The organism is Thalassobacillus devorans, from assembly GCF_900176565.1.
GTDB lineage: Bacteria > Bacillota > Bacilli > Bacillales > Halobacillaceae > Thalassobacillus > Thalassobacillus devorans_A.
Window position 1 is genome coordinate 105,455 of record NZ_FXEH01000006.1, and the last position, 22,530, is coordinate 127,984.

Here is a 22,530-nt window from a genome sequence, read left to right on the forward strand (position 1 = left end):
CCTCTTTTATTTTATTGAATACAGTAGCCTATCTTTTTGTTATTGTAAATAGAGGAAATAGTAAAAATTGAGTAAGATGGGATTCTGGTGCGTTCACAGGTATGTCAGCTGCGTGTATTGTGGTGTTTAGCACTCAATCTGATACAATAGCGTATGGTTAGCCTATCACATTATATTTCGTTATTATCTATAATAGTTGAAGGATATTGATATATTGGAAAGAGGGGAACAGAATATGATAAAAAGAAAAAGCAAACGGGAAATCGAATTAATGCACGAAGCTGGTAAACTGCTGGCACAGGTGCATAAAGAATTGCGGACTTTTATCAAGCCTGGCATCACGACGATGGATATAGAAAATTTCGTCGAAAAGTATTTAGAGAAGCACGGAGCTACAGCTGAACAGAAAGGCTACCAAGGCTATGAATTTGCTACTTGTGCTTCGATTAATGATGAGATCTGCCACGGTTTCCCGAGAAAAGATGAATTGAAAGATGGAGACATTGTGACGGTCGATATGGTCATTCGCTTAAACGGCGGATTGGCGGATTCCGCATGGACCCATCCAGTCGGCAACCTCAGTGAAGAAGCACAGAAATTAATGGACGTAACCAAGACATCTTTATATAAAGGGATTGAGCAGGCTCGTGTCGGCAACCGTATTGGTGATATTGGTCATGCGATTCAAAGTTATGTGGAAGGCGAAGGGTATTCAGTGGTCCGCGATTTCACCGGTCATGGTATCGGTGAAACGATTCATGAGGATCCATACATCCCTCACTTTGGTGAAGCCGGAAAAGGCGCTCGCTTAAAAGAGGGTATGGTAATAACCATTGAACCCATGGTAAATATCGGAGGCTGGGAAAGCAAGATGGACACCAACAACTGGACGGCACGGACGGTTGATGGTTCCTTGTCGGCCCAGTATGAACATACAGTTGCCATCACCGCCGATGGCCCTGTGATTTTGACCGAACAAGATGATTAATAAAAAGCTGTTTCCAAAAGGCTGATCTAAGCCATTGGAAACAGCTTTTTTTAACGGCTCTCCACCGTTTGTTTTGCAGATGGCTTTTTCGTATGCTGCTGTAAAAAGTCCAGTCGTTTTCGCCAGACAGCATTTGCGTGTTCTCCAATCCAGATTAGGTGGCTGTCTGCCGGTACTTCATAAATTTCACTATGGGGGACAAGTGATTGCAGCAGAATAGCATTCGAATAATGAACACTGCCATCTTTCTTGGCGTACATACCTAATACAGGGACGGTTAGTTTAGATAAATCAATCGGCTGGTGCTCCAAATCCGCGGAAAATCCCTTTCCGGAATGGGAAGTGGCTAACATCTCATAGACGAACTTACGATCTTGACTGGATAACTGTTTTAGTAATTTTTCAGGATCTTCCGTTGTCAGTTCTTTGAGCATCATTTTCATGACGAAATCCGGCTGTACTTTCAATAATCCCCGGAGTCCTTTCCAGACGAGGGTCCCCGCCGGACCAAACAACAGCTTTCCTTTGCGTTTAAACCTTACCTCCCAAGGAGTGACAAGTGCAGCTTCCAATATAAGAGAAGTAACACGCTCAGGGTAATAATAAGCCAGGGCAAGTCCTGTTGGACCGGCTGCGGATACAGCGATCACCTGGACAGATGGGATTGCCAGGTGATCCAGGATTTCTATCAGGGTGTCTGCAAAGTCTTCCGGTGTCTTTCCGGCTTTAATATCGGTTTTATCATAACCTGGACGAGAAACGGTCAGCAGTTTATAACCTTCGTGGATCAGACTTTGGTGGGAAAGGTCCGTATCACGGCTGCAATGGCCACCTTTCAGTAACAATATCACTGGTCCTTGTCCTTCATACCTGAATTCAACCAGTCCGTTTGAAGTTTCCAATAATACCGGCTTCATCCTTTCACCCTTTCCTTTCGTTTATCGATACTTTAAATATAAGCTATAATGGAAGAAAATGAAATACCTGACAATTCAGAAATGGGAGGGGACGTTTTGCGTATTGTGTCGATTTGCCCCAGTAATACAGAATTACTTGAATATCTAGGGAAAACGGAGTGGCTGGTCGGAGTAGATGACTATTCGGATTGGCCGGAAAGCGTTAATCAGCTTCCGCGCGTCGGTCCTGACTTATCGATTGATATCGATAAAGTCGCAGCACTGGAACCCGACCTTGTACTGGCATCACTGAGTGTGCCAGGAATGGAAAAAAACATCGAAGGCTTAAAAGAAAAGGGGCTGCCGTTCATTATTCTCAATCCTAATACAATAGAAGAGATCGGAGAGGATCTTGTCACTGTTGGGGAGGCGATTGGGATAGAAGCTGAGGCCAGGGGTAGGAAAGAAGAGTTTTTACAAACGATTACTATTTACCGTAACAAGGCGGAGGAGCTAAAAGATCGCCCTTCATTATATTGGGAGTGGTGGCCGAAACCAATTTTCACTCCTGGCAAAGCGAACTGGCTGACAGAAATCAGTGAACTTGCCGGGGGGTATAATATTTTCCGCACAGAAACGGAAGCGAATGTTAAAACAGATTGGGATGATGTTTTAGAACGTAACCCGGACCATATCTGTATGGTATGGGTAGGAGTGAAAGAAGAAAAAATGAACCCGGCGCTTGTGAAAAAGCGACCGGGCTGGATGGAGATGCCTGCAATAAAAGAGGATAGAATTCATGTTCTCGAAGAATCACTGTACTGCAGACCGTCTCCACGGTTATTGGAAGGCTTAAAAAAGCTTGCCGAACTGCTTCATCCTGAAACAGAGTGGAATTAATGGATGTTCCGCTTATGTTTAGGGATTGCAAGTTCGCGAAAATTATCTGCCAGTTCATTCAATTGTTTGTTAAGGACTTCTCCTTCCATTGGAAGACCATGTCCGGTAATGGCGACGGAAGGATCAAGTTCCGCCAGAAGTTTGACGGAGGCTTCTGCTTCCCTCCAGTTGTGCGTATAATACGCAGGTGGCCCGTGTACATGCTGGGCCTGGGTGAAAACAGATAAACTGGATTCCGTTTTTTCGGTGGCAAAAGCATCGCCTGCAATCAAGGCCCGGTCCTTTTCCCGGAATAATGAAATGTGTCCCGGTGTATGACCTGGGGTATGGATATAACGCCAATCCGGTAAAAATGGTAATGATCCGTCTTCTGGCAATTTTTCCGCAAACTTGGCAAGATTTTTTCCACGTGATGGGAAGAACGGGGAGAGTAAAGCGATCGTCCCGCCTCCTACGGTTGAATCCCCGACCGGATAATCCCGTCTTCCAATGACATAATCCCATTCCATTGGATGGACAAACAAAGGGACATTCCAATGTTTGCATAGGTATTTGGCAGATCCTACATGATCAAAGTGGCCATGGGTCAATATGATTGCTTTGGGAGGACGGTTTCCGAACCGCTTTTCACATGCTGCCTGTATCCGTTCTCCATAGCGGGCAATCCCGGTATCAATCAACACCCAATCGTCTGAGCCCTCAGCACCAATCATACAGACATTGGCAACCAGCGTCTGGTATATCGCCAGGTCCTCTTTGATGATATCGGGTTCCGCATGGTCCATTTTCCAGCCTTCTTGTAAATGTTCCTCATGCTTATCCATATATCATACTCCTTGTTTTCTTTTAGTCTTCATTGAAAACAAAGATGTTATGCATAGGAAAAGCGTAAGCGCCCTGAAAGACACGACACGCATAAGCAAAACGGCTGGAGGAAGGTGTGCTTCCCTTCCGCAAGACGGGGTGCTTATGTCGCGAGAGTCTGGGCGCTGAAGCTAGCCAGCTAAAATTTTATACTTTCTTATCTTTTAAAATAAACTATGCTTGTTTTGTAATTGTTTTGCCGGTCAGTCCATAAATGATTGTCAGTATTGGGCTTAACAAACAGAAAAACGCAAATGGAAGATAATCGATGACTGCTACTCCAAGGACATCAGCAAGGAATACACCACAGACGCTCCAAGGTACAAGCGGATTGATTACTGTTCCGGCATCTTCCAGTGTACGTGACAAGTTTTTTCTGGCAAGCTTTGCCCGATCATAGACGTCCTGATAGGCTTCACCAGTCAACAAAATGGACAGGTACTGTTCACCAATAAACACATTGATGCCGATTGCAGTAAAAGCAGTCGATAAAGTGATTGTCCGTACGGATTGCAGCAGGCGCTGAACATGGAATAAAACAGCTGGAATGACGCCGGTCACAAAGAGTAATCCTCCAAGGGCCAGGGCAATAATGACAAGTGATATAGTAAATAGCATGCTTTCAATCCCACCTCGGGAAAGCATTTCGTTTACCATTTCATTATTTGTGCTGGCACTGTATCCGGCGAACCACGTACTCCATAATTCTCCCCATGGCAACACATCGCGAACTCCCGCGATGAGTGTCGCTGTTATACTGCTCACAGCTAAGGCGACGAATGCCGGCCGTTTGGTAACAGTCATGGCAAGTAAAACAAGTACTGGTATCCATGAACTCCAATGGACCAGACCAGAATCATTCAATGTCTGGTGGATCGTTTTTAAATTTTCGGACTCTACCTGTTTTTGAGGAGACAAGACAGCAAACAAGATAAAGCTAATAATGAAGGCCGGGACTGTCGTCCAGGTCATGTTTTTGATATGTTCGAATAAATCTACTTTGACCACTGTAGAAGCAAGGTTGGTCGTATCAGAGAGAGGAGACATTTTATCTCCAAAAAATGCTCCGGAAACAATCGCTCCGGCAGTCATGGCAAGAGAAGCATCCATAGACTGGGCTACCCCAAGAAAAGCGACGCCTAATGTTGCGCTTGTTGTGAATGAACTGCCGAGTGCAACGCCGGTAATGGCTGTAATTGTAAATACGATTGCCAAAAACCAGGAGCCGCCTGCAAGAGCAAACGATACATCCATAAGCGCTGGGATTGTCCCGCTTGCCATCCAGCTGCTGATCAGAATACCAATCAGGAAAAAAATCAGTACAGCTCCCATCCCGGATTGAGCTCCCTGCACCATACCTTCCTGGAGGTGCTTAAAGGAAAACTTTCTTGCAAATCCATACGTAATCATAATCAGCACCGCCAGTAAAATCGGTACATGGGGCACACTCTGCAGTTCGATAATGAAATAACTGATCAGGATGACAATGACGGCCAGCATGCCGATAGATTCCATTAACCGAGGTAAGTTCTTAGGCTGTAAATGTAACAAGACAATTCCTCCCACTAATAAATAAGGTCTATCAAGCGAATGTGCCAGGAGGGTATTTGGCACGCAGACATAGAAAAAGCTTCATCCCTCTGTAGGGACGAAGCTTACTCCGCGGTACCACCCTGTTTGATGACAAATGTTCATCCACTCTTGAAAAAGAAAACACGCTTAACGAATGCTGTATTTCGTAAAAGAAAGAAACCTGGGTTTTCAGCGTACACCCAGTCTCTGACTGCTGTTTCTGACTATACTACTGCGGCATTCCTATGCAAATCTTTTATACTTAAACGCTTTTATGTTGTAAAGTAAATATAAAGGAAAGCAAGGATTGTTGTCAATGCATATCTTGATGTCAAAATTTTCTTCGTAAGCGTAATTACTATAAATTCTTTCAAGTTCCGTTATAATTGTGTATAATAGTGGAAATTTTCTATCGTTGAGAAGAAAACCAATTTATAAACAAAGAAGGCATATGTCATATTTCGTTAAAATTAAAGGCAGCATGCCAATTTTTTCTAATGATTGCGAGGGAATGTCGTGGAACCTAATGCTGTTGCTGTAACCAACCAATCTGCACGCTTGATGATGATCAAACGGGGAATTGCTGCAGGATTTCCTATCATGCTCGGCTATTTGCCGATTGCGATTACATATGGAGTGCTGGCAAGACAATCAGGACTTACTAATCTGGAACTGACATTAATGAGTATTCTTGTTTTTGCTGGTGCTGCGCAGTTTATGGGGGCGAATATGATTGCGCTTGGAACTGGCATGGTCGAAATTGTTATCGCTACTTTCGTATTGAATTTCCGTCATTTTGTTATGAGTTTGTCTTTTATGAACCGCCTTCGTGATATTAGCTTGAAGTGGAAGGTGCCCTTGTCACTTGGCCTTACCGATGAGACGTTCACCGTTTCTTCCTTGCATAATAAAGAAGCGAAGGAACCTTATGGTACCTGGTTCTATGGAGCTTTAATCTTAACTGCTTATATATCCTGGGTAGGCGGATCATTCTTAGGCGGAGTACTGGGAGATGTGATACCAGACAGACTCAGTCAAAGTATGGGAATTGCCTTATATGCAATGTTTATCGGTTTGTTGATCCCATCCGTAAAAAAAGAGACGAAGGTAGCCCTTATAGCCATACTCGCCATGCTGATCAATTTTCTATTTTCCTTATTTATGAGTGATGGCTGGGCGATTGTGCTTGGCACCATCATCGGAGGAAGCTGTGGGATCTTCGTGCTGAAAGGGGAGGAAGAACAATGATCTGGGTGATAATAGGTATGGCAGTTGTAACGGCAGTACCTCGTTTTTTGCCGGCCTTCATTGTAGATAAATTGAATTTCCCTGCCTGGGTGGACAGGTGGTTGAATGCTATTCCATACGCAGCACTTGGCGCTCTCATTTTTCCAGGTATAATGACGGTGAAGCCCGATGCTCCTCATGTCGGCCTGATCGGTGGAGCAGTAGCCATTGCTTTAGCTTGGTTTGGATTGAACATTATCCTTGTGGTAGTGGGAGCGATTGCTACTGTCTTTTTGGTAACGCTCTAGTCACACGCCTTGTTGAGATGCATATAGTGTAGAGATTATTCCTATAAAGGAGTTTGATCGTATATGGATCGACAACAAGGAGGATTTTTTAATTTACCAGGCTTTGGCGGCCCAGGTCAGGGGCAGGGTCCTGGTGGATTTCCTGGTTTAGGCCCAGGAGGAGGCGGCTTTCCAGGTCAGGGTCCCGGTGGAGGCCCAGGAGGATTTCCGGGCGGACCAGGAGGATTCCCTGGCGGACCGGGCGGTTTTCCAGGAGGACCAGGCGGATTTCCCGGTCAAGGACCAGGCGGATTCCCGGGTCCAGGAGGCGGAGGACCAGGTCAGACAATGCAATTGCCACCACCACCATCCGATGTCCCTCAATTTGGTCCGCAGACATATCAGGGAGGACCAGGCGTTTATGCAGTAGATCCGGTTGCTTTTTACCGCTGTTTATACCGGATGACGCGTGTAAGATTACGTAACGGACAGCGGTTCTGGTTTTATCCGGTGTTTATTGGCCGTCAATCTGTTGCAGGATATCGCTGGCGTCCCCGTCGCAGACAATGGGTGTATTTCGGTATCGACACCGACCGTATTGTCAGCTTTCAGTGTTAACATGAATGATCGCTGGCAGCGTTTCTCGAATGCTGCCGGCATTCCTATTTAATGTAAAAGGAGGACATCCCATGTATAAAGTAAGAAAAGCTGTATTTGAAGATGCAGAAAAAATAGCTCATGTACATGTCAGCAGCTGGAAATCTACATACAAAGATCTGATAGATGAAAAAGATGTAAGTAATATTACCGTTGAAAACCGAATCGCCTTGTGGGAAGCGGTGTTGAAGGTGCCGGTGAACGGCCAGGTTGCTCTTGTCGTTGAAAATGATCAGGGAGAAGTCGTGGGGTTTGTTTCAGGCGGGAAAGAGCGGACCAAGCATTACGGTTATGATGGAGAAATCTATGCCATATATTTGCTCGATTCCTATCAAAGAAAGGGACTTGGCGGAATGCTATTAGAAGCATTCGGGAAAGAGATGAAGGAAGCTGGTTATCACTCGCTTCTCGTTTGGGTGCTTACGAATAACCCATCCAGCGAATTTTACCGTAAATACGGAGCGAAGCAGGTTGAAGCCGAAATGGTGACAATTGGAGAAGGTACGTATGAGGAGACCGCTTTTGGCTGGAAGAATATCGATGAGCTGGTAGACTGTTTTGTCAGTGAAAGAAACCACCAAATATGATTAACACCCCCGTTTACCTTTACAGAAAGGGAATGTAACTTCTAGTGCTAGTAATAAAGCCATGTCGCCGGGAAATGACCTCCCTGGGACATGGCTTTATTTTTCTTCATATGGTTCAATGTGGATTTGGGCATAACGGATATTCAACTCTTTCTCGAGCATATCCTCGATTTCATCCGTGATGTTATGGCCTTGCTGAACACTGATATGGGGATCGACAAGAATGGTCACATCAATCAGGATAATGTTGCCCTGCAGCCGCCCTTTAACATCTTTTACTTCCCAGACACCTTGATTTCTGGAAATATGATATCGGATATCCTGCAGCAGGTCTTCATCAAATCCATCGGTCAATGTATGTGTAGAATCGTAAAAGATATCCCATGCTGTTTTACAAATGATGATACCGACAATGAAACCGGCGAGTGGGTCGAGCCAAAACAGGCCGAATTGTGCTCCAATGATACCTGTGAAAGCTCCAAGACTGACAAGGGCATCGGAGCGGTTATCCTGGGCTGCGGCATAAAGGGAAGAACTGTCGATTTTTTTTGATAAAGATAGATTGAAGCGGTAGACACCGATCATGACAATAGCCCCGCCTAAGGCTGTCCAGGCGGTCAGCATGCTTGGCTGATTATATTCATTTAACCACATTGCCTGGAAGGTACCGAAAAGTACTTCGAGCCCCACGGTCATCATAATAAAAGCCGCGATCAGCGAGGCAATTGTTTCTGCGCGGAAGTGGCCGTAATGATGGTCTTCATCCGGGGGTTTTCGTGAGATTCTCAAGCCAATCAGGACGGCGAGTGACGCGATGATATCCGTCGTATTATTTAATCCATCGGCGCGCAGAGCTGAAGAGCCCCCGATATAAGCGATGGTCAATTTTACTGCTGCCAGAACAAGGTAGGCGATGATACTGAGCCATGCCCCTTTTTCTCCTCGTTTCAGGTTTTCATATTCATTCATCGTAATGCCTCCGCAATTTAGGCTGTCGAGCATAAATAGCTTACCAAAGCCTTCGTGGATAAGTCTAGAGAAACAATGATAGCCTCTGTCACAGTATTTGCAGCATGGCAATATTCTTTGTATGAAGCAAACAAATCATCCATTAAATTAAAAGATGATTACTTTTTTGTTACAAGGGTATATACAAATCAACAGAGAAATTATTACAATATTTAGAATTTTATGAAAAGGGGTGGGTGTGTGATTATTCAAGAAACCGTTATTATAGAAGGTGCAGTAGATGGAATGAAATTTTCTAAACCAGTCTTATTATCTTATAACCCCGAGTCAGAAACGCCGGAACAAGCATTGATTAGTTTTTATGGCAGCCAGGCAAGAAGTTTTGAAGAATTATCCATTCAAAGAGGGTGGACGGATGCTTATTGGACATATCCGGCCTATTACGAAATGGTAATTTAAGGGAGTCATCCTGTTTCATCAGGCTGTTCCATAAGTCCAGCACGGACTTATTGGAGCAGTCTTTTTATTTGTGCTTTATGTCCATAGATAAAACAGTTCAACAACCAGCCCCTGTCGTCTGATTCCTCCTATTTTTGAAGTGACCAGTGGCATCATATATCTTCAATTGAAGATTCTTTAGTTTGAAGTGTATGGAGGGCGGGAATGTAGTTAAAATGTGAAAAGGGCAGTATAACCTGCTTGAAAAAATAATGAAAGTGAGGAGAGATCATTTATGGCAAATGTAAAGGTAGCAGTAATCTATTACAGTTCAACCGGAACCAATTATAAGATGGCCAAGTGGGCCGAAGATGCAGTGAAGCAGGCTGGGGCAGAAGTCAAATTAGTGAAGGCTCCTGAGCTTGCGCCAATGGAAGCCATTGAGCAAAATCCCGCCTGGAAAGAACATTATCAAGCGACCAAAGATGTACCTGAAGCTAAAGTAGATGATCTGGAATGGGCGGACGCCTATATTTTCAGTGTACCGACACGTTTCGGTAACGTTCCGGCACAGTTCAAGCAGTTGATGGATCAGGCTGGCGGTCTTTGGTTCCAAGGGAAATTGGTGAATAAAGTAGCAAGTGCAATGTCTTCAGCGCAAAACCCTCATGGCGGCCAGGAAGCTACTATTTTGAATCTATATACAAGTCTCTTCCACTGGGGCGTGTTGATTGCAGCACCTGGATACACAAATGATGCAGCATTCTCATCAGGTGGGAACCCATATGGAACCAGCGTAACCGTAGATGCTGAAGGCAATATGCAGGAAGATGTAGAAGAAGCCGTCCGCAACCAGGCGCTGCGTACGCTTCAAGTAGCTGAAATGGTAGTGAAAGGTCAGAAAGAAGGATAAAAAGGTATAGTAAAATTATTGCTTAGAGTAATAAAAAGACTCCGGACTTTTTAAAGGAGTAAAAATAGCAAGAGTGAAAATTGAGTTTAGAGACTCATATAACTTGTCCCATCGGGCTGCAGCCGGGTGGGACTTTTTGATTCTTCAACTTCCAATATTTACATAATAATAATCGTTAAGTTGAGGTTTAAATAGATTATTTGCAGGGAACTGTATAGTAAATATTCAGAAAATTGTTGCAAAACGCGGCGATTTCCTGCATAATAGAAAAAAGTCATTAGGGGGTAAGCCACATGAAAAAGCAAAAAATCAATTACGTGTTGCGAAGAAGCCCTGTTTATGGAAATAAGACAATTACAGCTAAACGAGAATTATCCTTTGGTTTACAGCTAGCCTCCAGATTGATTCTTGATGAATTAAGTTACGAGTTCAATAAACATAGATTGGATGAAAAGATCAATGAGGCAATCGCGAATGAAGACCGAGATAGTTTTGATCGTTTAAGCAAGCAGTACCAGCCTTATACTTGGGAATAATAATTAGATATCAGACCGGTTCACCATAAAGGTGAGCCGGTCTTTTTGGATTAAAGACTGTAAAAATATTCTTTTTCCATGTTATAGTTGTCTAGTAGATTTTTATACTTATTGGCAATGAGCTAAGTTTTTAAGAAAGGATACTGGCCATGAAACGATTTTACAGTCTGATGTTTGTTTTTTTATTACTGCTAGCGGCCGGGTGCAGCGGGCTCAGTAATGAAACCGGAAATGAGTCGACGCCTGCAGATAACGATTCCCAACCGGAAGCTCCCGAGAAACCTGAGCAAGAAGGCGAATCCAATCAAGCTGGTGAAGAAAGTAAGGAAGAAAAGGGACAGAAAGAGAGTAACGACTCTGAGAATAAAGAAGAGGGTGCTGCAGAAGGATCTGCTACAGATAAAGGAGATGAAGTGGTTACGGTAGATGAACCGCAGGCTCTAACTGTAGTGGTGAATAAAAGCAGGAAGCTTCCGGACGGTTTTGAACCGAATGACCTTGTTGTACCAGAAGTTGCTTTCCCATTTGAGGAATTTCATGAGAAAAAACAAATGCGTCTGGAAGCTGCCGAGGCTTTGGAAGAATTGTTCAAGGGAGCGAAGCAGGACGGAGTGGAACTCATTGCAGCATCTGGGTATCGCTCATATGAACGTCAGAAACTGATCTATGAAGATAATGTGAAGAAAAATGGGGAAGAACATGCTAACCAGTTTTCTGCCAAGCCTGGTACAAGTGAACACCAGACCGGCCTTGCGATGGATATAACATCAGCTGCCGCTGCCTTTAAGCTGGATCAAGACTTCATCGAAACGAAGGAAGGTCAGTGGCTGGCAGATCATGCCCATGAATATGGGTTCATCATCCGTTATCCAGAAGGAAAATCAGATATCACTGGTTATGCCTATGAACCGTGGCATTTACGTTATGTAGGCAAAGAGCCAGCCGCAGAAATCCATCAACAGGAAGAAACGTTAGAAGAATTTTTCGGCCTGTATCCATAAATAAAAACCACCACCTGAGGCTAAGGCAATGCTGTTAGCTGACAGGTGGTGGTTTTTATAAGCAACTGACTCTTATAATAGACAACTTGTCTCTCTTAATTTTAAAAGTGTCACTCTTATTCCAATTTTTATCTCTTTTATTTTCAACATTTGTCTCTCATGGGCGCTTAAATTTCTCTCATCCGCTAGTGTTTATCTCACATTTATTTAGATTGTCTCTTAAAAGACCATTTTCCCATTCAATAGCAAATCCCGATTCGTTGGCGGACAAATCGGTTGTCATGAAGGGTCCGAAAGGCGAAGCAGGCTGTGTCGCCTACAGTTATTTTTTTACCATCTTCTGGCAGTCCCCCCGTCTCGCAGCGAACCTCACCCGTTGGCTCACCATCAGGCAGGTAAGTGGGACAGACATACGTCCATTCCAGACCGCTTGCTTTCCATATTTGAAAGGCCTTCAAATGTTCCTCAGCTGCCGTAGTGGTTTTTCGTTTGCTTTCTGGTGTTTCAAACCGGTATTTCCCTGGTTGGTGGCGGCTGTCTAAAATACCGGCGGTGCCTATGATCACTGCTCGCATGACTCCGTGTTTTTTCATTGCTGCAACAATGTGAGGGGCAGAGGCTGAAAGTGTATTTGTTTTATCAGTGCCAAGGCTGACAAAGACGGCGTCACAGCCTGCGATTGTTTTTTCTACTAAATGCTTGGCGAAAACATCTCCTTTGATTACTTCGAGTTGAGGTGTTTTTTGAGTGATTTTTTCGGGAGCTCGTACGAGAGCCTTAACTTGCCAGCCTGCTTCCAAGGCAAATGTCATCATATAAGATCCGACTCTCCCGGTAGCTCCGAATACAGCAATTTTCATTCGCTTCCTCCTAAGAAAATATTCTGAAAAAACATTGCATCACTTCAGTAAAATTTTGCTATGCTTAGTATAACAAGTCGTATTCCGATGGGGGAAGCATATGAAAAAGAAGCCGGTCTTAAGTTGGGTATTTTATGATTTCGGTAATTCTGCTTTTGCCACAACCATGATGGCGGCCGTACTGCCCGTTTTTTATTATGATGTAGCAGCCTCAGGACTGAAAGAGTCGCTTGCCGCCAGCTATTGGGGATATACACAATCCATTGCCGTGTTGATTGTTGCTGTACTTGCGCCTGTCCTTGGGGCTATCAGCGACTACTCTGCCGCTAAAAAGAAGTTCCTTATGTTCTTTGCATTTATGGGAATGGTTGCCAGTATTCTTATGGCTCTTGTAGGGGAAGGGGATTACCTGCTTGCTTCCGTTCTGATGGTAGTTGGCACAATAGGCTACTCAGGAGGTAACGTCTTCTATGATGCTTTTCTGCCGGAAGTGGCCGAGGAGGATACGATGGATAAAGTATCAGCCTGGGGTTTCGCTTTCGGATATATTGGCGGAGGTGTGCTTCTCGCTATCAACCTGCTAATGATTATGCAGCCTGGACTATTCGGCATCACAGACACATTGATGGCAACCAGACTCGCTTTTGTATCGGTGGGTATCTGGTGGCTGATATTTTCCATCCCTTTATTTAAGAATATTTTTGAGGAAAAGAAGGTCAAACCGAAGCGGACGAAATCTTTCGCGCAGATAGGCTTCCAGCGGGTCGGCACTACTTTCAAGGAAATCAGGCAATATAAGCAGCTGTTACTGTTCTTAGTAGCATTCTGGCTGTTCAATGATGGTATTTCTACTATCATTAAAATGGCGACGGTGTACGGCAGGGATATCGGCATCGGCAGTAACGATTTGATTCTTGCTCTCTTAATCACCCAGTTTGTCGGGATACCGTTCACTTTCTTTTTTGGATGGATTGCAGGGAAAATTACGGCAAAACATGCGCTGTCGCTCAGTTTAGTCGTATATATCATCATCGTCATTATTGGCTATTTTATGACATCAGCCCTTCACTTTTATCTTTTAGCCACTTGTGTCGGTATGGTTCAGGGTGGAGCTCAATCATTAAGCCGGTCGATCTTTGGCCGTATGGTGCCTGGCGATCGTCATGCCGAATTCTTTGGTTTCTATGGGATATCTTCCAAATTCGCTGCCATATTTGGTCCATTCCTATTCGCTTTAGTCGGTCAATTGACTGGTTCAAGCCGTCTGGGCATCCTGGCACTTGTCGTCTTTTTTGTAGCAGGTTTGATATTGCTCCAGAAAGTGGATATTGAAAAAGGAGCCAAAGATGCAAAAGATCAGACAAAGTTACAGGATAAAGTGGAAATTCATACTTAAAAAAGCAAGTGGATGTTTTGGGCTGTCCACTTGCTTTTTTCTTATACAATCGGTTCACTATACTGGTTTGTCAGTTTTTTATGAAGGGGCTCACCGGTGTCATAAGATATATCGGACAGCTTTTCTTTCAGTTGCTCAAATTCTGCTTCCCCGTTTCTCCAATACTCTGTCACTAGGTACAGGATATCTTTACCTTCTTCAAATGCATTGATATAAAGGGTGTCAAAGGATTCCTGCCTGGTTTCTCCGGTAGCCGGGTGCCGCCATTCTTGTTCCTTCGTATTGAGATAATCTTCCGTTTCCTCAACCGGCTGGTGAGAGAAGGAGGAAACGAGCGAGCCGAGCAGCTTGTTTTTCCAGCCTGCCGGGTCATATAAGACGCGCATGGCAGTCTTCATATCGCGATACGATGCCTGAATATAATCTTCAGGAAGATCAGCAGTCAAGTCGGGGAAATATTGCTCAATGGTGTTGCGAAGCAGATGGATCAATCCTTTATCCAGCTGTTTGCCCATATCGATTTCTTTATGGACCGGATTACGCCATGTCTTCAAATTCCTCTCACGATCCAGGAGGAGGGTATCGATGATCACTTCCAGCTTCTGGTGCTTGTTCCCTTCATACCCGGCACGATAATGTATGTAAGGATGGGTATTTCGGTCTAAAATATGGTGGGTGACAAACCCAAAAATATAAGCCTGTACAGGGGCGGCAGCATTTTTTCCTTGATCAATAAGCTCCAGGAGAAAACCCCCGCAGTTTTCCGTATGGAGTCGCATACCGACTTCCTCGACTCCTTCACTTTTCAGAAATGGCCAGAACCGATGATAGAAAAAGGGATCAGGTCCCTGCGCTCCTAGATTGATGAATGAGGAGAGAACCTTGAAACGTTCCGTATTCTCAAGTGTATCCAACAATGATTGTGCGAAGTGAATATGTGTCCATATGTTTGGCATAACCTTCCCTCCAATCAATAATATGCTTTAAGTATACAGGACCAAAACCTGTTTTGTCGCCAAGTCTATATGAAGACGGCCTTCTTACATTAACAAAAAAGAAGCCCTCCCACAGGGCTTCTTTCACCACTAATCCATTATTTAACCCAGTGAAAAATCGAGCAAGAAAATCAGCTACTAAACGTGTTTCGGTAATCATCCCTCCTTCACGTTGTATGTAGTGCCTTCCTGCCTCCTTTCCGAGTTGATACCTTTACTATACATTTGTTTCTGAATAATGTAAATAGTCAGAAAGTTGCTTATTCTCATAAAACCTTTTGTACTATATGATGCCGGGAGAAGATTTTTGTTATAATTGGACGTGTACTTTAATAAAGGTAAACTTCTTAAAGCATGGAAGGAAAAGAAATACTTTGGCTATCCCCATTCAGTAGTTGGTGGCAAGCAAAGTTTTTCTAAAGATTTTTTCAAAAGGCGAGGGAGGATATTACATGGACTATCGTATTGAAAAAGACACATTAGGTGAAATGAAAGTACCAAAAGACAAATACTGGGCAGCCCAGACCCAGCGGAGTAAAGAAAACTTCCCAATCGGAAATGAAAAGATGCCCGTAGAGGTGGTTCATGGGTTTGCTGTCTTGAAAAAGAGCGCTGCAAGCGCGAACAGTGAATTAGGCCTATTGGAGCAGGAAAAAGCGGATGCTATCGCTTATGCTGCCGATCGTATCACTGCAGGAGAATTGGTTGACCATTTTCCATTAGTCGTATGGCAGACCGGAAGTGGGACACAATCCAATATGAACGTCAACGAAGTCATTGCCTATGTAGGGAATGAATGGTTGAAGGAGCAGGGTTCGGAAACAAGATTGCATCCGAACGATGATGTTAACAAATCACAGAGCTCGAATGATACTTATCCAACGGCTATGCATATTGCCGCTGTCTTGAAAGTAGAAGAATACGTTTTACCTTCTTTGAAACAATTGAAGACCACTTTAAAAGAAAAAATGGAAGCGTTTCAGGATGTTGTTAAGATCGGTCGTACCCATTTACAGGACGCGACACCATTGACGCTTGGCCAGGAAATCAGCGGCTGGCACCGTATGCTCGAGAAGACGGAAAGCATGCTGGAGGACAGCCTGCAGTATGTGAAAGAACTTGCGATTGGTGGTACAGCAGTCGGAACAGGTCTGAATGCTCACCCTGATTTTGCCGAAACAGTAGTGAAGAAAATCAACGAAGAAACAGGGAAGACGTTCATTTCCGCTCCTAACAAGTTTCATGCATTGACTTCTCACGATGAACTTGTCCATGCTCATGGTGCTTTGAAAGCATTGGCAGCGGATGTTATGAAAATTGCCAATGATGTCAGATGGCTGGCAAGCGGCCCACGCTGTGGCATTGGTGAAATAACCATTCCTGCTAACGAACCAGGTAGCTCGATTATGCCAGGTAAAGTGAATCCAACACAAAGTGAAGCAGTGACTATGGTGGCTGCTCAAGTGATGGGGAATGACGCAACGATCGGTTTTGCAGCGAGTCAAGGAAACTTCGAATTGAACGTATTCAAACCAGTAATCGCTTATAACTTCCTTCAGTCTGCACAGCTGCTTGCTGACAGCATGGTATCGTTCGATGAGCGCTGTGTGAGCGGATTGGAGCCTGATCACGGCAAGATTGAACAATATCTAAAAGATTCTTTAATGCTGGTAACGGCATTGAACCCGCATATCGGTTATGAAAATGCTGCTAAAATCGCTAAGACTGCTTTTGAGAAAGATCAGACATTGAAGGAAACAGCAGTAGAATTAGGGATACTTTCGGAAGAAGAATTTGAAAAGTATGTCGATCCTAAAGCGATGACAAAACCGACTGCTAAGTAGCTGATTTTTTGTACAAATTTACCAAAAAAATTTTGTGATACTTCCTGAATTGTGGGTCAAACTACAATTACACAGGAGGTGAGACAAAATGGCTCAAAACAACTCTAACAACTTAGTAGTACCTGGTGTACAACAAGCTCTTGATCAAATGAAAATGGAAATTGCCCAAGAATTCGGCGTACAACTTGGACCTGACACTACTTCTCGCGCTAACGGTTCTGTTGGTGGAGAAATCACTAAGCGTCTAGTTCAAATGGCTGAATCTCAATTCGGCGGACAACAACAACGATAAACGAATGGTAAACAGGAGAAGCGGCCTACGCTTCTCCTTCCTTTTATTTAAAAGCTCCCAATTTCTGAAGACTCAGTTCAAGATATATTGTTTCCGTAACTGTAGTAATGGTTTGGAGGTCCGGGAATTTACTCGCTTTCCATGGACGTACGGTGAGCTTCCTCGGGCTTATAGCCCTGCGGGATCTCACCATGTACTATTCTCCCATTTGGACTTTGAATAAGCTTCTTGAATAGACACCGCACGAAGGAAATGCGTAGCATTTTCGAGGAGTCTCGCAATTTCCCGGACCTCCTTGCTTTGGTGAGTAAGCGGAAACGTCGATATGCAGTTTTGTAAAAACGTGCTTGAAATCAGTGATTGTAGAAGACAGTCTCCTCTATAACAGGGGGTTTGCCCCTCTCATCCTTCGGATGGGATGGTTGGGAAACTGCGAGACTCCCGCGGGAGAAGGAGCCAGGCAAGACCCCACAGGGAGTGAAACGACTGAGGAGGCTTGCCGGTTCCCCCGCAGGAAAGCGAGTAGTTTCCCAGCCATCCCTGACGCTATTATGGTAAACTATTCGGCCCTTTTATGGAATAAGTATCTTATGAAAAATAAAGAAACAGAGTCGTTTTTTAGAGTGATGGTAAATGGGAATGGAAGGGGAAAGGTTAACGTTTATAAATGATGAGGGGGGATAGCATGGTCATTTGTCCGATATGTAATGGAATAGAGGAGGTTGAGGACCGCTGTCCAGATTGTTCGAACCAAATGGTCGATCATGGGAAGATCGTGGATTACTTAGATGATTACAGCCCGTATTTAGAAGTGATGCTGACAAAGATGGTAGACGGTGATCCAGATTCAGCAACCGTTCAGCAGTGCATTCATGTCATTCAATGTGTGGAATGCGGGAAAATCATGACGAAAGGAATACAAGAAGCTGCCTATTAAAAAGGATTGTCACCTTCTTACAGATGACAATCCTTTTTTATAATTTATTTATTTGATGCGTTCTTCTGTTTCTGCATCGAAGAAGTGGGCTTTATTCATATCCATCGCAAGTACAATGTCCTCGCCGCCTTTGATATCAGTACGGGAGTCGACACGGGCGATAAAGTCCTGGTTGTTCACTTTCGAGTAAAGGTAGGATTCAGAACCCATCAGTTCTGCTACTTCAATGTGAGCAGTAATTTTGCTTTCCGGGTTAGCATCAATAAACAATGGCTCATCGTGAATATCTTCTGGACGCACCCCTAAAATTACTTCTTTGTTCAAGTAATTCTGTGCGCGCAACGGTTTCATTTTTCCTTCTGGAACTTTGATATTGACATCGCCGACTTCAATGTACCCTTCTTTTAGTGTGCCAGTCAGGAAGTTCATTGCTGGCGATCCAATGAAGCCGCCAACAAAAACATTGTTCGGCTTATCATACACTTCTTTTGGCGCACCAACTTGCTGGATATAGCCATCCTTCATAACAACCAGACGTGTCGCCATTGTCATCGCTTCTGTCTGATCATGTGTCACGTAGATGGTTGTTGTCTGGAGGCGCTGGTGAAGTTTTTGGATTTCCGCACGCATCTGCACACGAAGCTTGGCATCGAGGTTGGATAATGGTTCATCCATCAAGAATACTTTTGCGTCACGAACAATGGCACGCCCCAAAGCCACACGCTGACGCTGACCACCAGAAAGCGCTTTAGGTTTACGGTCAAGTAATGCTTCCAAGCCAAGGATTTTGGCTGCTTCCTGGACACGGCGGTCGATTTCTTTTTTGTCCATTTTACGTAACTTCAGTCCGAATGCCATGTTATCGTACACGTTCATATGAGGGTACAAAGCATAGTTCTGGAAAACCATCGCAATATCCCTGTCTTTTGGCGCGACATCATTCATACGCTTATCACCGATGTAGAAATCTCCACCTGTAATCTCTTCAAGACCTGCGATCATACGAAGAGTTGTTGATTTACCACATCCGGATGGCCCTACGAAAACAACGAATTCTTTATCATCGATGTGCAAGTTGAAATCTTCAACCGCTTTTACGTTCTTGTCATAAACTTTATCAATATGTTCTAATTTCAGTTCTGCCATGCTAAATTCCTCCCTGAATTTATGTAAGCGTTTTATAAGCTATGTATATAGTCTATCTAAGTCTCCAGCAACCGTAAATGGACAACGTGCACAAAGATAAACGGTCACTTTGTGCACGTTGTATATCAGACGGCCCACCGTTACTGTTTATTTCTATTGGCAGCTTTCAGCTGCAGTAAAGCCATGTAGGTCGGCAAGGCTTCGTGGAATTGACGGACATCAATTCCCGTTTTTTCAATAAACTTATCAATTCGGTATTGAAGGCTATTGCGATGCATGTACAACTTTTTGGCCGTCACGGTAGCATTTGAATTACACTCCAGGAATACTCTGACGGTTTCCAGCAGTTCAGGTTCGTCAACGACTTCCTGCAATGTTCCGGTTATGATTCTTTCTCCTTTCTCCCCAGGCATATGATCCAAATAGAGGTAAGGTAAGACATCCAAAAAACTGGTAACGTCTTTATTCAGGTATCGGTTAGCGATTTGGAAGCAGTGTTTGCTCCAGGTAAAATGTGAAGGAGCGTCATCAATATGGAAATTATATTCACTGACATAAAAGGAAAGCTTCATATAAAAGTCACTCATTAATACGTCAATAATCGGTTCATAAGAGAGGTCTTCTTCCTGGTTGGCAACTACCGATTCCTCGATGATGAAACCAGAATGGGCATTTTCCCAAATAATCGGCATTGCAGAAGAAAACAACCCCTGGATAGCTTCACGAAAAGTTTCCTGGTCTGTGGCACGCTCAGACAACTGAAAGAAGACGAATCGGAAACGTTCCGGCGCGTTATTTTTTTTAAAACTGTCTATCTGGTTGTGATAAATCGCATCGAGCCATTGCTGCTCCCGCTCTGTTATATAGGGAGTATCATAACGGTAGGGTGTGAGGAATAAATCAAGCATGTGCATCTCCCGTTCAGTGAGATCGCTTTTTTTAATTCCGACTATTTCATCCGTATTAGTCTGATACCACTTGTATTCCTTGACTTCCAGCGGCTGATCGCTTGGAAGACAGACGAGAGAAGGGTATATCGTTTGCAGCTGATTCACAGTTATCATTTGTATCTTCCTTTTTTATAGGTTATTCTTTATTATATCAATAGGAATACTTATACCAAGCAAAAGGGTTTATTTTTTCAGGAAAAACGATTATAATATACCTACGAGGGTACACTGATAATAGGGAATTATGTTTCACGATATAACCCTGAGGAAAGGGAGGTACAAGCATGGAAGAGATTAAAATGGACCAATATAACCAGGAAACGAAAAACCGTTTAAAGCGTATAGAAGGTCAAATCCGCGGAGTGTTGAAGATGATGGAAGAGGAAAAAGAATGTAAAGACGTCATCACACAGCTATCAGCCGCTCGTTCTGCGATGGACCGTGCAATTGGCTACATCGTTGCTAAAAACCTGGAAACTTGCATACGCACCAGCAAGGAGAATGGGGACTCAGCTGAGCAGCTAATCAACGACGCAGTACAAATGATTGTCAAAAGCCGATAATGACTTAAAGGTTTCTATAAAGAAGTACGCCCGCAACAATTGCTGCGGGCGTACTTTTTAGTTTGTATGTTAGTCATCCTTTTGTTCAGGTATCTCATGGACTTGTCCTAACTGTTCTCTTCCGTGGACGGATCGTTCCATGCCGCCGGCCATTCCTTCATTGATCATCCGGTCGACATCGAGTTCTAATTTGCCTTTTCCTTCTGTCGCATGATGTCTTTCCTTCTTATCTTTCATTGTTTCACCTCCAGGCTTGGTAGTTTTATTTTTTGCCAGGAGATTTTTTTCATACAACAGGAATTGTCAGTCTGTGTTCATTAAATATTGACCGTATCGGTAAAGATAGGAAAAGTAATCTGACATCTGCTCTTTTAAAGTGGGATGATCGAACAGGTGGAATCCTGGCTTGGCATTCACTTCAAATATCCACAATCCCTCCACCTGATCGATAGCCATATCAATTCCTAATTCACCTAACTGGTAGTCATGTTCCTTATCTAATTCTTCACTGATCACTAGTGCCGTTTTTTTGAGTCGTTGTCTGATTTGACGACATTTAGATTCTGAAAAAATTTCTTCTAATACGTATATATTACCTCCATAGACATGGTGGGTGGTTGGGTTAAGACCATTTCCTGTTTTAACGGCGATAAGTGTCAATTTCCATTTGCCGGTTTCATCTTTATTCGTATGAACACGGAAATCTAATGGTTTTCCTTCGGTTTCCAATAAATTGATTTGCGGCTGGATTAAATACCCGGCACTCCCTTTGGGAAAGAAAGCCTGAAAAAAGGAATCCGTAGAAGGGAAGCGATGCGGATGGCGAGCGTCGGCTTCTAGCACATCAAGAGTACCATCATGATTTCGCTTCACTCGGCACAAGCCTTCTCCTCTGCTGCCGTGGGTTGGTTTAATATAGACAGTATCCTGCTTTAGCATATCGCTGACCATCTGTTTGGAAGGATTGAAAATAGTTTTAGGCAGAAAATGGTCAAGCTGACTGCTTTCCATCAAATATTTAATAATGGTTGCTTTATTAAAGAAACCGGGATTGAATACACGTGATTTCTCTTTCAGTGTTCTCAGTGCCTGTACAACATGAGGGTGATGTTCCGTTTTTCGATTGGTAATACGATTATAGATAACATCCGGAAGGGGAGATTCCACTTTGCGCCATAGATCACGATCATAAATGTAGCCGGTCATATAAGCAGGGAGGGTGGCGAGGTGCTGATGTCCAAAGAACAGAGCCTGGTAGCCAAGCTCCCGGCCAGTATTACTGAAGGCTTCGAAATATTTGGAGCGGGGACCGAGTAGGGGTCCTTCCTTTTCAAAACCAGCGGTAAAAACACCGAAAGGGACGGTCAGGCGTGCTTCATCCCCTGTAATGTGACACATAGCCATCCGGTGATCCGGCAAGTTCAGCTGTTTTTTAGCCTTGGTCGATATCATGATGAAATTATCATGTTCCCGGTGTGTCAGACAGCGAATGTCACAGGAGTGGTTTCCAAAGGTAATAGACCGTATCGATTGGAATTCTTTTTCATAAGCTTTTGGTACAATCATTCTGGCATGCGCACCGGTATAATATCGAATGGCAAAATACATAGTACAGCCCTCCCCATCTTTGTATTTATATATGCAAGTCTTATTCGTGGCATGACCTTTTCTCTATTCGGGAAAATGATATATACTGATGAACGATGAGGAAA

Annotated in this window: 25 protein-coding genes; 15 read left to right on the plus strand and 10 right to left on the minus strand. The window is 43.8% G+C overall.

Going from position 1 to position 22,530, the window contains the following annotated elements; translation table 11 throughout:
- The first annotated feature begins 235 nt into the window (after positions 1-235).
- Positions 236-988, plus strand: coding sequence for a type I methionyl aminopeptidase (map, locus tag B9Y67_RS11415; RefSeq protein WP_085506852.1), 753 nt, complete (start codon positions 236-238; stop codon positions 986-988).
- Positions 989-1,038: 50 nt separating this feature from the next.
- On the opposite strand, the gene B9Y67_RS11420 is transcribed toward map, so the two are convergent.
- A complete protein-coding gene (locus B9Y67_RS11420) occupies positions 1,039-1,905 on the minus strand; it encodes an alpha/beta fold hydrolase (protein ID WP_085506853.1) in 867 nt (288 codons plus the stop codon).
- A gap of 96 nt (positions 1,906-2,001) precedes the next feature.
- On the opposite strand from B9Y67_RS11420, the gene B9Y67_RS11425 reads away from it, so the two are divergent.
- On the plus strand, positions 2,002-2,784 hold the full coding sequence (locus B9Y67_RS11425; RefSeq protein WP_085506854.1) for a cobalamin-binding protein: 783 nt from the start codon (positions 2,002-2,004) through the stop codon (positions 2,782-2,784).
- Here the strand turns inward: B9Y67_RS11425 and B9Y67_RS11430 are convergent.
- Together B9Y67_RS11430 and nhaC are read right to left on the minus strand one after the other, a co-directional pair.
- The gene (locus B9Y67_RS11430) at positions 2,781-3,608 is read right to left on the minus strand and encodes an MBL fold metallo-hydrolase (RefSeq protein WP_085506855.1); all 828 of its coding nucleotides are present in this window, start codon (positions 3,606-3,608) and stop codon (positions 2,781-2,783) included. The genes B9Y67_RS11425 and B9Y67_RS11430 overlap by 4 nt on opposite strands.
- 214 nt (positions 3,609-3,822) lie before the next feature.
- Entirely contained in the window at positions 3,823-5,199 is a 1,377-nt protein-coding gene (nhaC, locus tag B9Y67_RS11435) for a Na+/H+ antiporter NhaC (RefSeq protein WP_176223979.1), read from the minus strand.
- A 582-nt stretch (positions 5,200-5,781) separates the two neighbouring features.
- On the opposite strand from nhaC, the gene B9Y67_RS11440 reads away from it, so the two are divergent.
- The 4 genes from B9Y67_RS11440 (at position 5,782) to B9Y67_RS11455 (ending at position 7,978) form a co-directional block, all read left to right on the plus strand.
- Entirely contained in the window at positions 5,782-6,468 is a 687-nt protein-coding gene (locus B9Y67_RS11440) for an AzlC family ABC transporter permease (protein ID WP_085509160.1), read from the plus strand.
- Complete coding sequence (locus B9Y67_RS11445) at positions 6,465-6,755, plus strand: AzlD domain-containing protein (RefSeq protein ID WP_085506856.1); 291 nt, start codon at positions 6,465-6,467, stop codon at positions 6,753-6,755. The genes B9Y67_RS11440 and B9Y67_RS11445 overlap by 4 nt, the downstream gene beginning before the upstream one ends.
- 63 nt (positions 6,756-6,818) lie before the next feature.
- Positions 6,819-7,352 carry a hypothetical protein gene (locus tag B9Y67_RS11450; RefSeq protein WP_085506857.1) on the plus strand — a complete coding sequence of 178 codons (534 nt, stop codon included), beginning with the start codon at positions 6,819-6,821 and terminating at the stop codon, positions 7,350-7,352.
- 71 nt (positions 7,353-7,423) lie between these two features.
- Complete coding sequence (locus B9Y67_RS11455) at positions 7,424-7,978, plus strand: GNAT family N-acetyltransferase (protein WP_085506858.1); 555 nt, start codon at positions 7,424-7,426, stop codon at positions 7,976-7,978.
- A gap of 96 nt (positions 7,979-8,074) precedes the next feature.
- Here B9Y67_RS11455 and B9Y67_RS11460 read toward each other — a convergent pair whose 3' ends face one another.
- On the minus strand, positions 8,075-8,947 hold the full coding sequence (locus B9Y67_RS11460; protein ID WP_085506859.1) for a cation diffusion facilitator family transporter: 873 nt from the start codon (positions 8,945-8,947) through the stop codon (positions 8,075-8,077).
- 240 nt (positions 8,948-9,187) lie between these two features.
- Between B9Y67_RS11460 and B9Y67_RS11465 the strand changes: the two genes are divergently transcribed.
- The 4 genes from B9Y67_RS11465 to B9Y67_RS11480 all read left to right on the plus strand — a co-directional run bounded on the left by B9Y67_RS11465 (position 9,188) and on the right by B9Y67_RS11480 (position 11,835).
- The gene (locus tag B9Y67_RS11465) at positions 9,188-9,406 is read left to right on the plus strand and encodes a hypothetical protein (RefSeq protein ID WP_085506860.1); all 219 of its coding nucleotides are present in this window, start codon (positions 9,188-9,190) and stop codon (positions 9,404-9,406) included.
- 274 nt (positions 9,407-9,680) lie between these two features.
- Positions 9,681-10,298 carry an NAD(P)H:quinone oxidoreductase gene (gene wrbA, locus B9Y67_RS11470; RefSeq protein WP_085506861.1) on the plus strand — a complete coding sequence of 206 codons (618 nt, stop codon included), beginning with the start codon at positions 9,681-9,683 and terminating at the stop codon, positions 10,296-10,298.
- A gap of 293 nt (positions 10,299-10,591) precedes the next feature.
- The gene (locus B9Y67_RS11475) at positions 10,592-10,834 is read left to right on the plus strand and encodes an IDEAL domain-containing protein (protein WP_062444120.1); all 243 of its coding nucleotides are present in this window, start codon (positions 10,592-10,594) and stop codon (positions 10,832-10,834) included.
- Between the two features lie 149 nt (positions 10,835-10,983).
- Entirely contained in the window at positions 10,984-11,835 is an 852-nt protein-coding gene (locus B9Y67_RS11480; protein WP_085506862.1) for a M15 family metallopeptidase, read from the plus strand.
- A 239-nt stretch (positions 11,836-12,074) separates the two neighbouring features.
- Here the strand turns inward: B9Y67_RS11480 and B9Y67_RS11485 are convergent, their stop codons facing one another.
- Positions 12,075-12,695: an NAD(P)-dependent oxidoreductase gene (locus B9Y67_RS11485; protein ID WP_085506863.1), complete on the minus strand. Its 621-nt coding sequence runs from the start codon at positions 12,693-12,695 to the stop codon at positions 12,075-12,077.
- Positions 12,696-12,795: 100 nt separating this feature from the next.
- On the opposite strand from B9Y67_RS11485, the gene B9Y67_RS11490 reads away from it, so the two are divergent.
- Positions 12,796-14,091 (plus strand): MFS transporter, encoded by a 1,296-nt coding sequence (locus tag B9Y67_RS11490; protein WP_085506864.1) that lies wholly within the window; start codon positions 12,796-12,798, stop codon positions 14,089-14,091.
- Between the two features lie 41 nt (positions 14,092-14,132).
- Here B9Y67_RS11490 and B9Y67_RS11495 read toward each other — a convergent pair whose 3' ends face one another.
- On the minus strand, positions 14,133-15,047 hold the full coding sequence (locus B9Y67_RS11495) for a zinc dependent phospholipase C family protein (RefSeq protein WP_085506865.1): 915 nt from the start codon (positions 15,045-15,047) through the stop codon (positions 14,133-14,135).
- 491 nt (positions 15,048-15,538) lie between these two features.
- Here B9Y67_RS11495 and fumC point away from each other — a divergent pair, with 491 nt between their 5' ends.
- The 3 genes from fumC (at position 15,539) to B9Y67_RS11515 (ending at position 18,159) form a co-directional block, all read left to right on the plus strand.
- Positions 15,539-16,930: a class II fumarate hydratase gene (fumC, locus tag B9Y67_RS11500; RefSeq protein ID WP_085506866.1), complete on the plus strand. Its 1,392-nt coding sequence runs from the start codon at positions 15,539-15,541 to the stop codon at positions 16,928-16,930.
- An 88-nt stretch (positions 16,931-17,018) separates the two neighbouring features.
- Entirely contained in the window at positions 17,019-17,222 is a 204-nt protein-coding gene (locus tag B9Y67_RS11505) for an alpha/beta-type small acid-soluble spore protein (protein WP_062444142.1), read from the plus strand.
- 685 nt (positions 17,223-17,907) lie between these two features.
- Positions 17,908-18,159 (plus strand): hypothetical protein, encoded by a 252-nt coding sequence (locus tag B9Y67_RS11515; protein WP_085506868.1) that lies wholly within the window; start codon positions 17,908-17,910, stop codon positions 18,157-18,159.
- 48 nt (positions 18,160-18,207) lie between these two features.
- Here the strand turns inward: B9Y67_RS11515 and B9Y67_RS11520 are convergent, their stop codons facing one another.
- Complete coding sequence (locus B9Y67_RS11520; protein ID WP_085506869.1) at positions 18,208-19,305, minus strand: ABC transporter ATP-binding protein; 1,098 nt, start codon at positions 19,303-19,305, stop codon at positions 18,208-18,210.
- 140 nt (positions 19,306-19,445) lie between these two features.
- Entirely contained in the window at positions 19,446-20,369 is a 924-nt protein-coding gene (locus tag B9Y67_RS11525) for a PucR family transcriptional regulator (RefSeq protein WP_085506870.1), read from the minus strand.
- A gap of 170 nt (positions 20,370-20,539) precedes the next feature.
- Here B9Y67_RS11525 and B9Y67_RS11530 point away from each other — a divergent pair, with 170 nt between their 5' ends.
- The gene (locus B9Y67_RS11530; protein ID WP_085506871.1) at positions 20,540-20,818 is read left to right on the plus strand and encodes a metal-sensitive transcriptional regulator; all 279 of its coding nucleotides are present in this window, start codon (positions 20,540-20,542) and stop codon (positions 20,816-20,818) included.
- Between the two features lie 69 nt (positions 20,819-20,887).
- Here B9Y67_RS11530 and B9Y67_RS20700 read toward each other — a convergent pair whose 3' ends face one another.
- Positions 20,888-21,055: a hypothetical protein gene (locus B9Y67_RS20700; protein WP_176223980.1), complete on the minus strand. Its 168-nt coding sequence runs from the start codon at positions 21,053-21,055 to the stop codon at positions 20,888-20,890.
- Between the two features lie 66 nt (positions 21,056-21,121).
- Positions 21,122-22,426 carry a YheC/YheD family endospore coat-associated protein gene (locus B9Y67_RS11535; protein ID WP_085506872.1) on the minus strand — a complete coding sequence of 435 codons (1,305 nt, stop codon included), beginning with the start codon at positions 22,424-22,426 and terminating at the stop codon, positions 21,122-21,124.
- Positions 22,427-22,530 lie beyond the last annotated feature (104 nt).

What these genes read in the sequence shown, in the direction of transcription:
- B9Y67_RS11430 (WP_085506855.1), bottom strand. Translation starts at nt 3,608, where the DNA reads ATGGATAAGCATGAGGAACATTTACAAGAAGGCTGGAAAATGGACCAT.
- B9Y67_RS11495 (WP_085506865.1), bottom strand. Translation starts at nt 15,047, where the DNA reads ATGCCAAACATATGGACACATATTCACTTCGCACAATCATTGTTGGAT.
- B9Y67_RS11445 (WP_085506856.1), top strand. Translation starts at nt 6,465, where the DNA reads ATGATCTGGGTGATAATAGGTATGGCAGTTGTAACGGCAGTACCTCGT.
- B9Y67_RS11490 (WP_085506864.1), top strand. Translation starts at nt 12,796, where the DNA reads ATGAAAAAGAAGCCGGTCTTAAGTTGGGTATTTTATGATTTCGGTAAT.
- B9Y67_RS20700 (WP_176223980.1), bottom strand. Translation starts at nt 21,055, where the DNA reads ATGAAAGATAAGAAGGAAAGACATCATGCGACAGAAGGAAAAGGCAAA.
- B9Y67_RS11505 (WP_062444142.1), top strand. Translation starts at nt 17,019, where the DNA reads ATGGCTCAAAACAACTCTAACAACTTAGTAGTACCTGGTGTACAACAA.
- B9Y67_RS11420 (WP_085506853.1), bottom strand. Translation starts at nt 1,905, where the DNA reads ATGAAGCCGGTATTATTGGAAACTTCAAACGGACTGGTTGAATTCAGG.
- B9Y67_RS11460 (WP_085506859.1), bottom strand. Translation starts at nt 8,947, where the DNA reads ATGAATGAATATGAAAACCTGAAACGAGGAGAAAAAGGGGCATGGCTC.
- B9Y67_RS11520 (WP_085506869.1), bottom strand. Translation starts at nt 19,305, where the DNA reads ATGGCAGAACTGAAATTAGAACATATTGATAAAGTTTATGACAAGAAC.
- B9Y67_RS11485 (WP_085506863.1), bottom strand. Translation starts at nt 12,695, where the DNA reads ATGAAAATTGCTGTATTCGGAGCTACCGGGAGAGTCGGATCTTATATG.
- B9Y67_RS11530 (WP_085506871.1), top strand. Translation starts at nt 20,540, where the DNA reads ATGGAAGAGATTAAAATGGACCAATATAACCAGGAAACGAAAAACCGT.
- B9Y67_RS11475 (WP_062444120.1), top strand. Translation starts at nt 10,592, where the DNA reads ATGAAAAAGCAAAAAATCAATTACGTGTTGCGAAGAAGCCCTGTTTAT.
- B9Y67_RS11515 (WP_085506868.1), top strand. Translation starts at nt 17,908, where the DNA reads ATGGTCATTTGTCCGATATGTAATGGAATAGAGGAGGTTGAGGACCGC.
- B9Y67_RS11440 (WP_085509160.1), top strand. Translation starts at nt 5,782, where the DNA reads ATGATGATCAAACGGGGAATTGCTGCAGGATTTCCTATCATGCTCGGC.
- B9Y67_RS11450 (WP_085506857.1), top strand. Translation starts at nt 6,819, where the DNA reads ATGGATCGACAACAAGGAGGATTTTTTAATTTACCAGGCTTTGGCGGC.
- B9Y67_RS11455 (WP_085506858.1), top strand. Translation starts at nt 7,424, where the DNA reads ATGTATAAAGTAAGAAAAGCTGTATTTGAAGATGCAGAAAAAATAGCT.
- B9Y67_RS11535 (WP_085506872.1), bottom strand. Translation starts at nt 22,426, where the DNA reads ATGTATTTTGCCATTCGATATTATACCGGTGCGCATGCCAGAATGATT.
- map (WP_085506852.1), top strand. Translation starts at nt 236, where the DNA reads ATGATAAAAAGAAAAAGCAAACGGGAAATCGAATTAATGCACGAAGCT.
- wrbA (WP_085506861.1), top strand. Translation starts at nt 9,681, where the DNA reads ATGGCAAATGTAAAGGTAGCAGTAATCTATTACAGTTCAACCGGAACC.
- B9Y67_RS11480 (WP_085506862.1), top strand. Translation starts at nt 10,984, where the DNA reads ATGAAACGATTTTACAGTCTGATGTTTGTTTTTTTATTACTGCTAGCG.
- B9Y67_RS11525 (WP_085506870.1), bottom strand. Translation starts at nt 20,369, where the DNA reads ATGATAACTGTGAATCAGCTGCAAACGATATACCCTTCTCTCGTCTGT.
- fumC (WP_085506866.1), top strand. Translation starts at nt 15,539, where the DNA reads ATGGACTATCGTATTGAAAAAGACACATTAGGTGAAATGAAAGTACCA.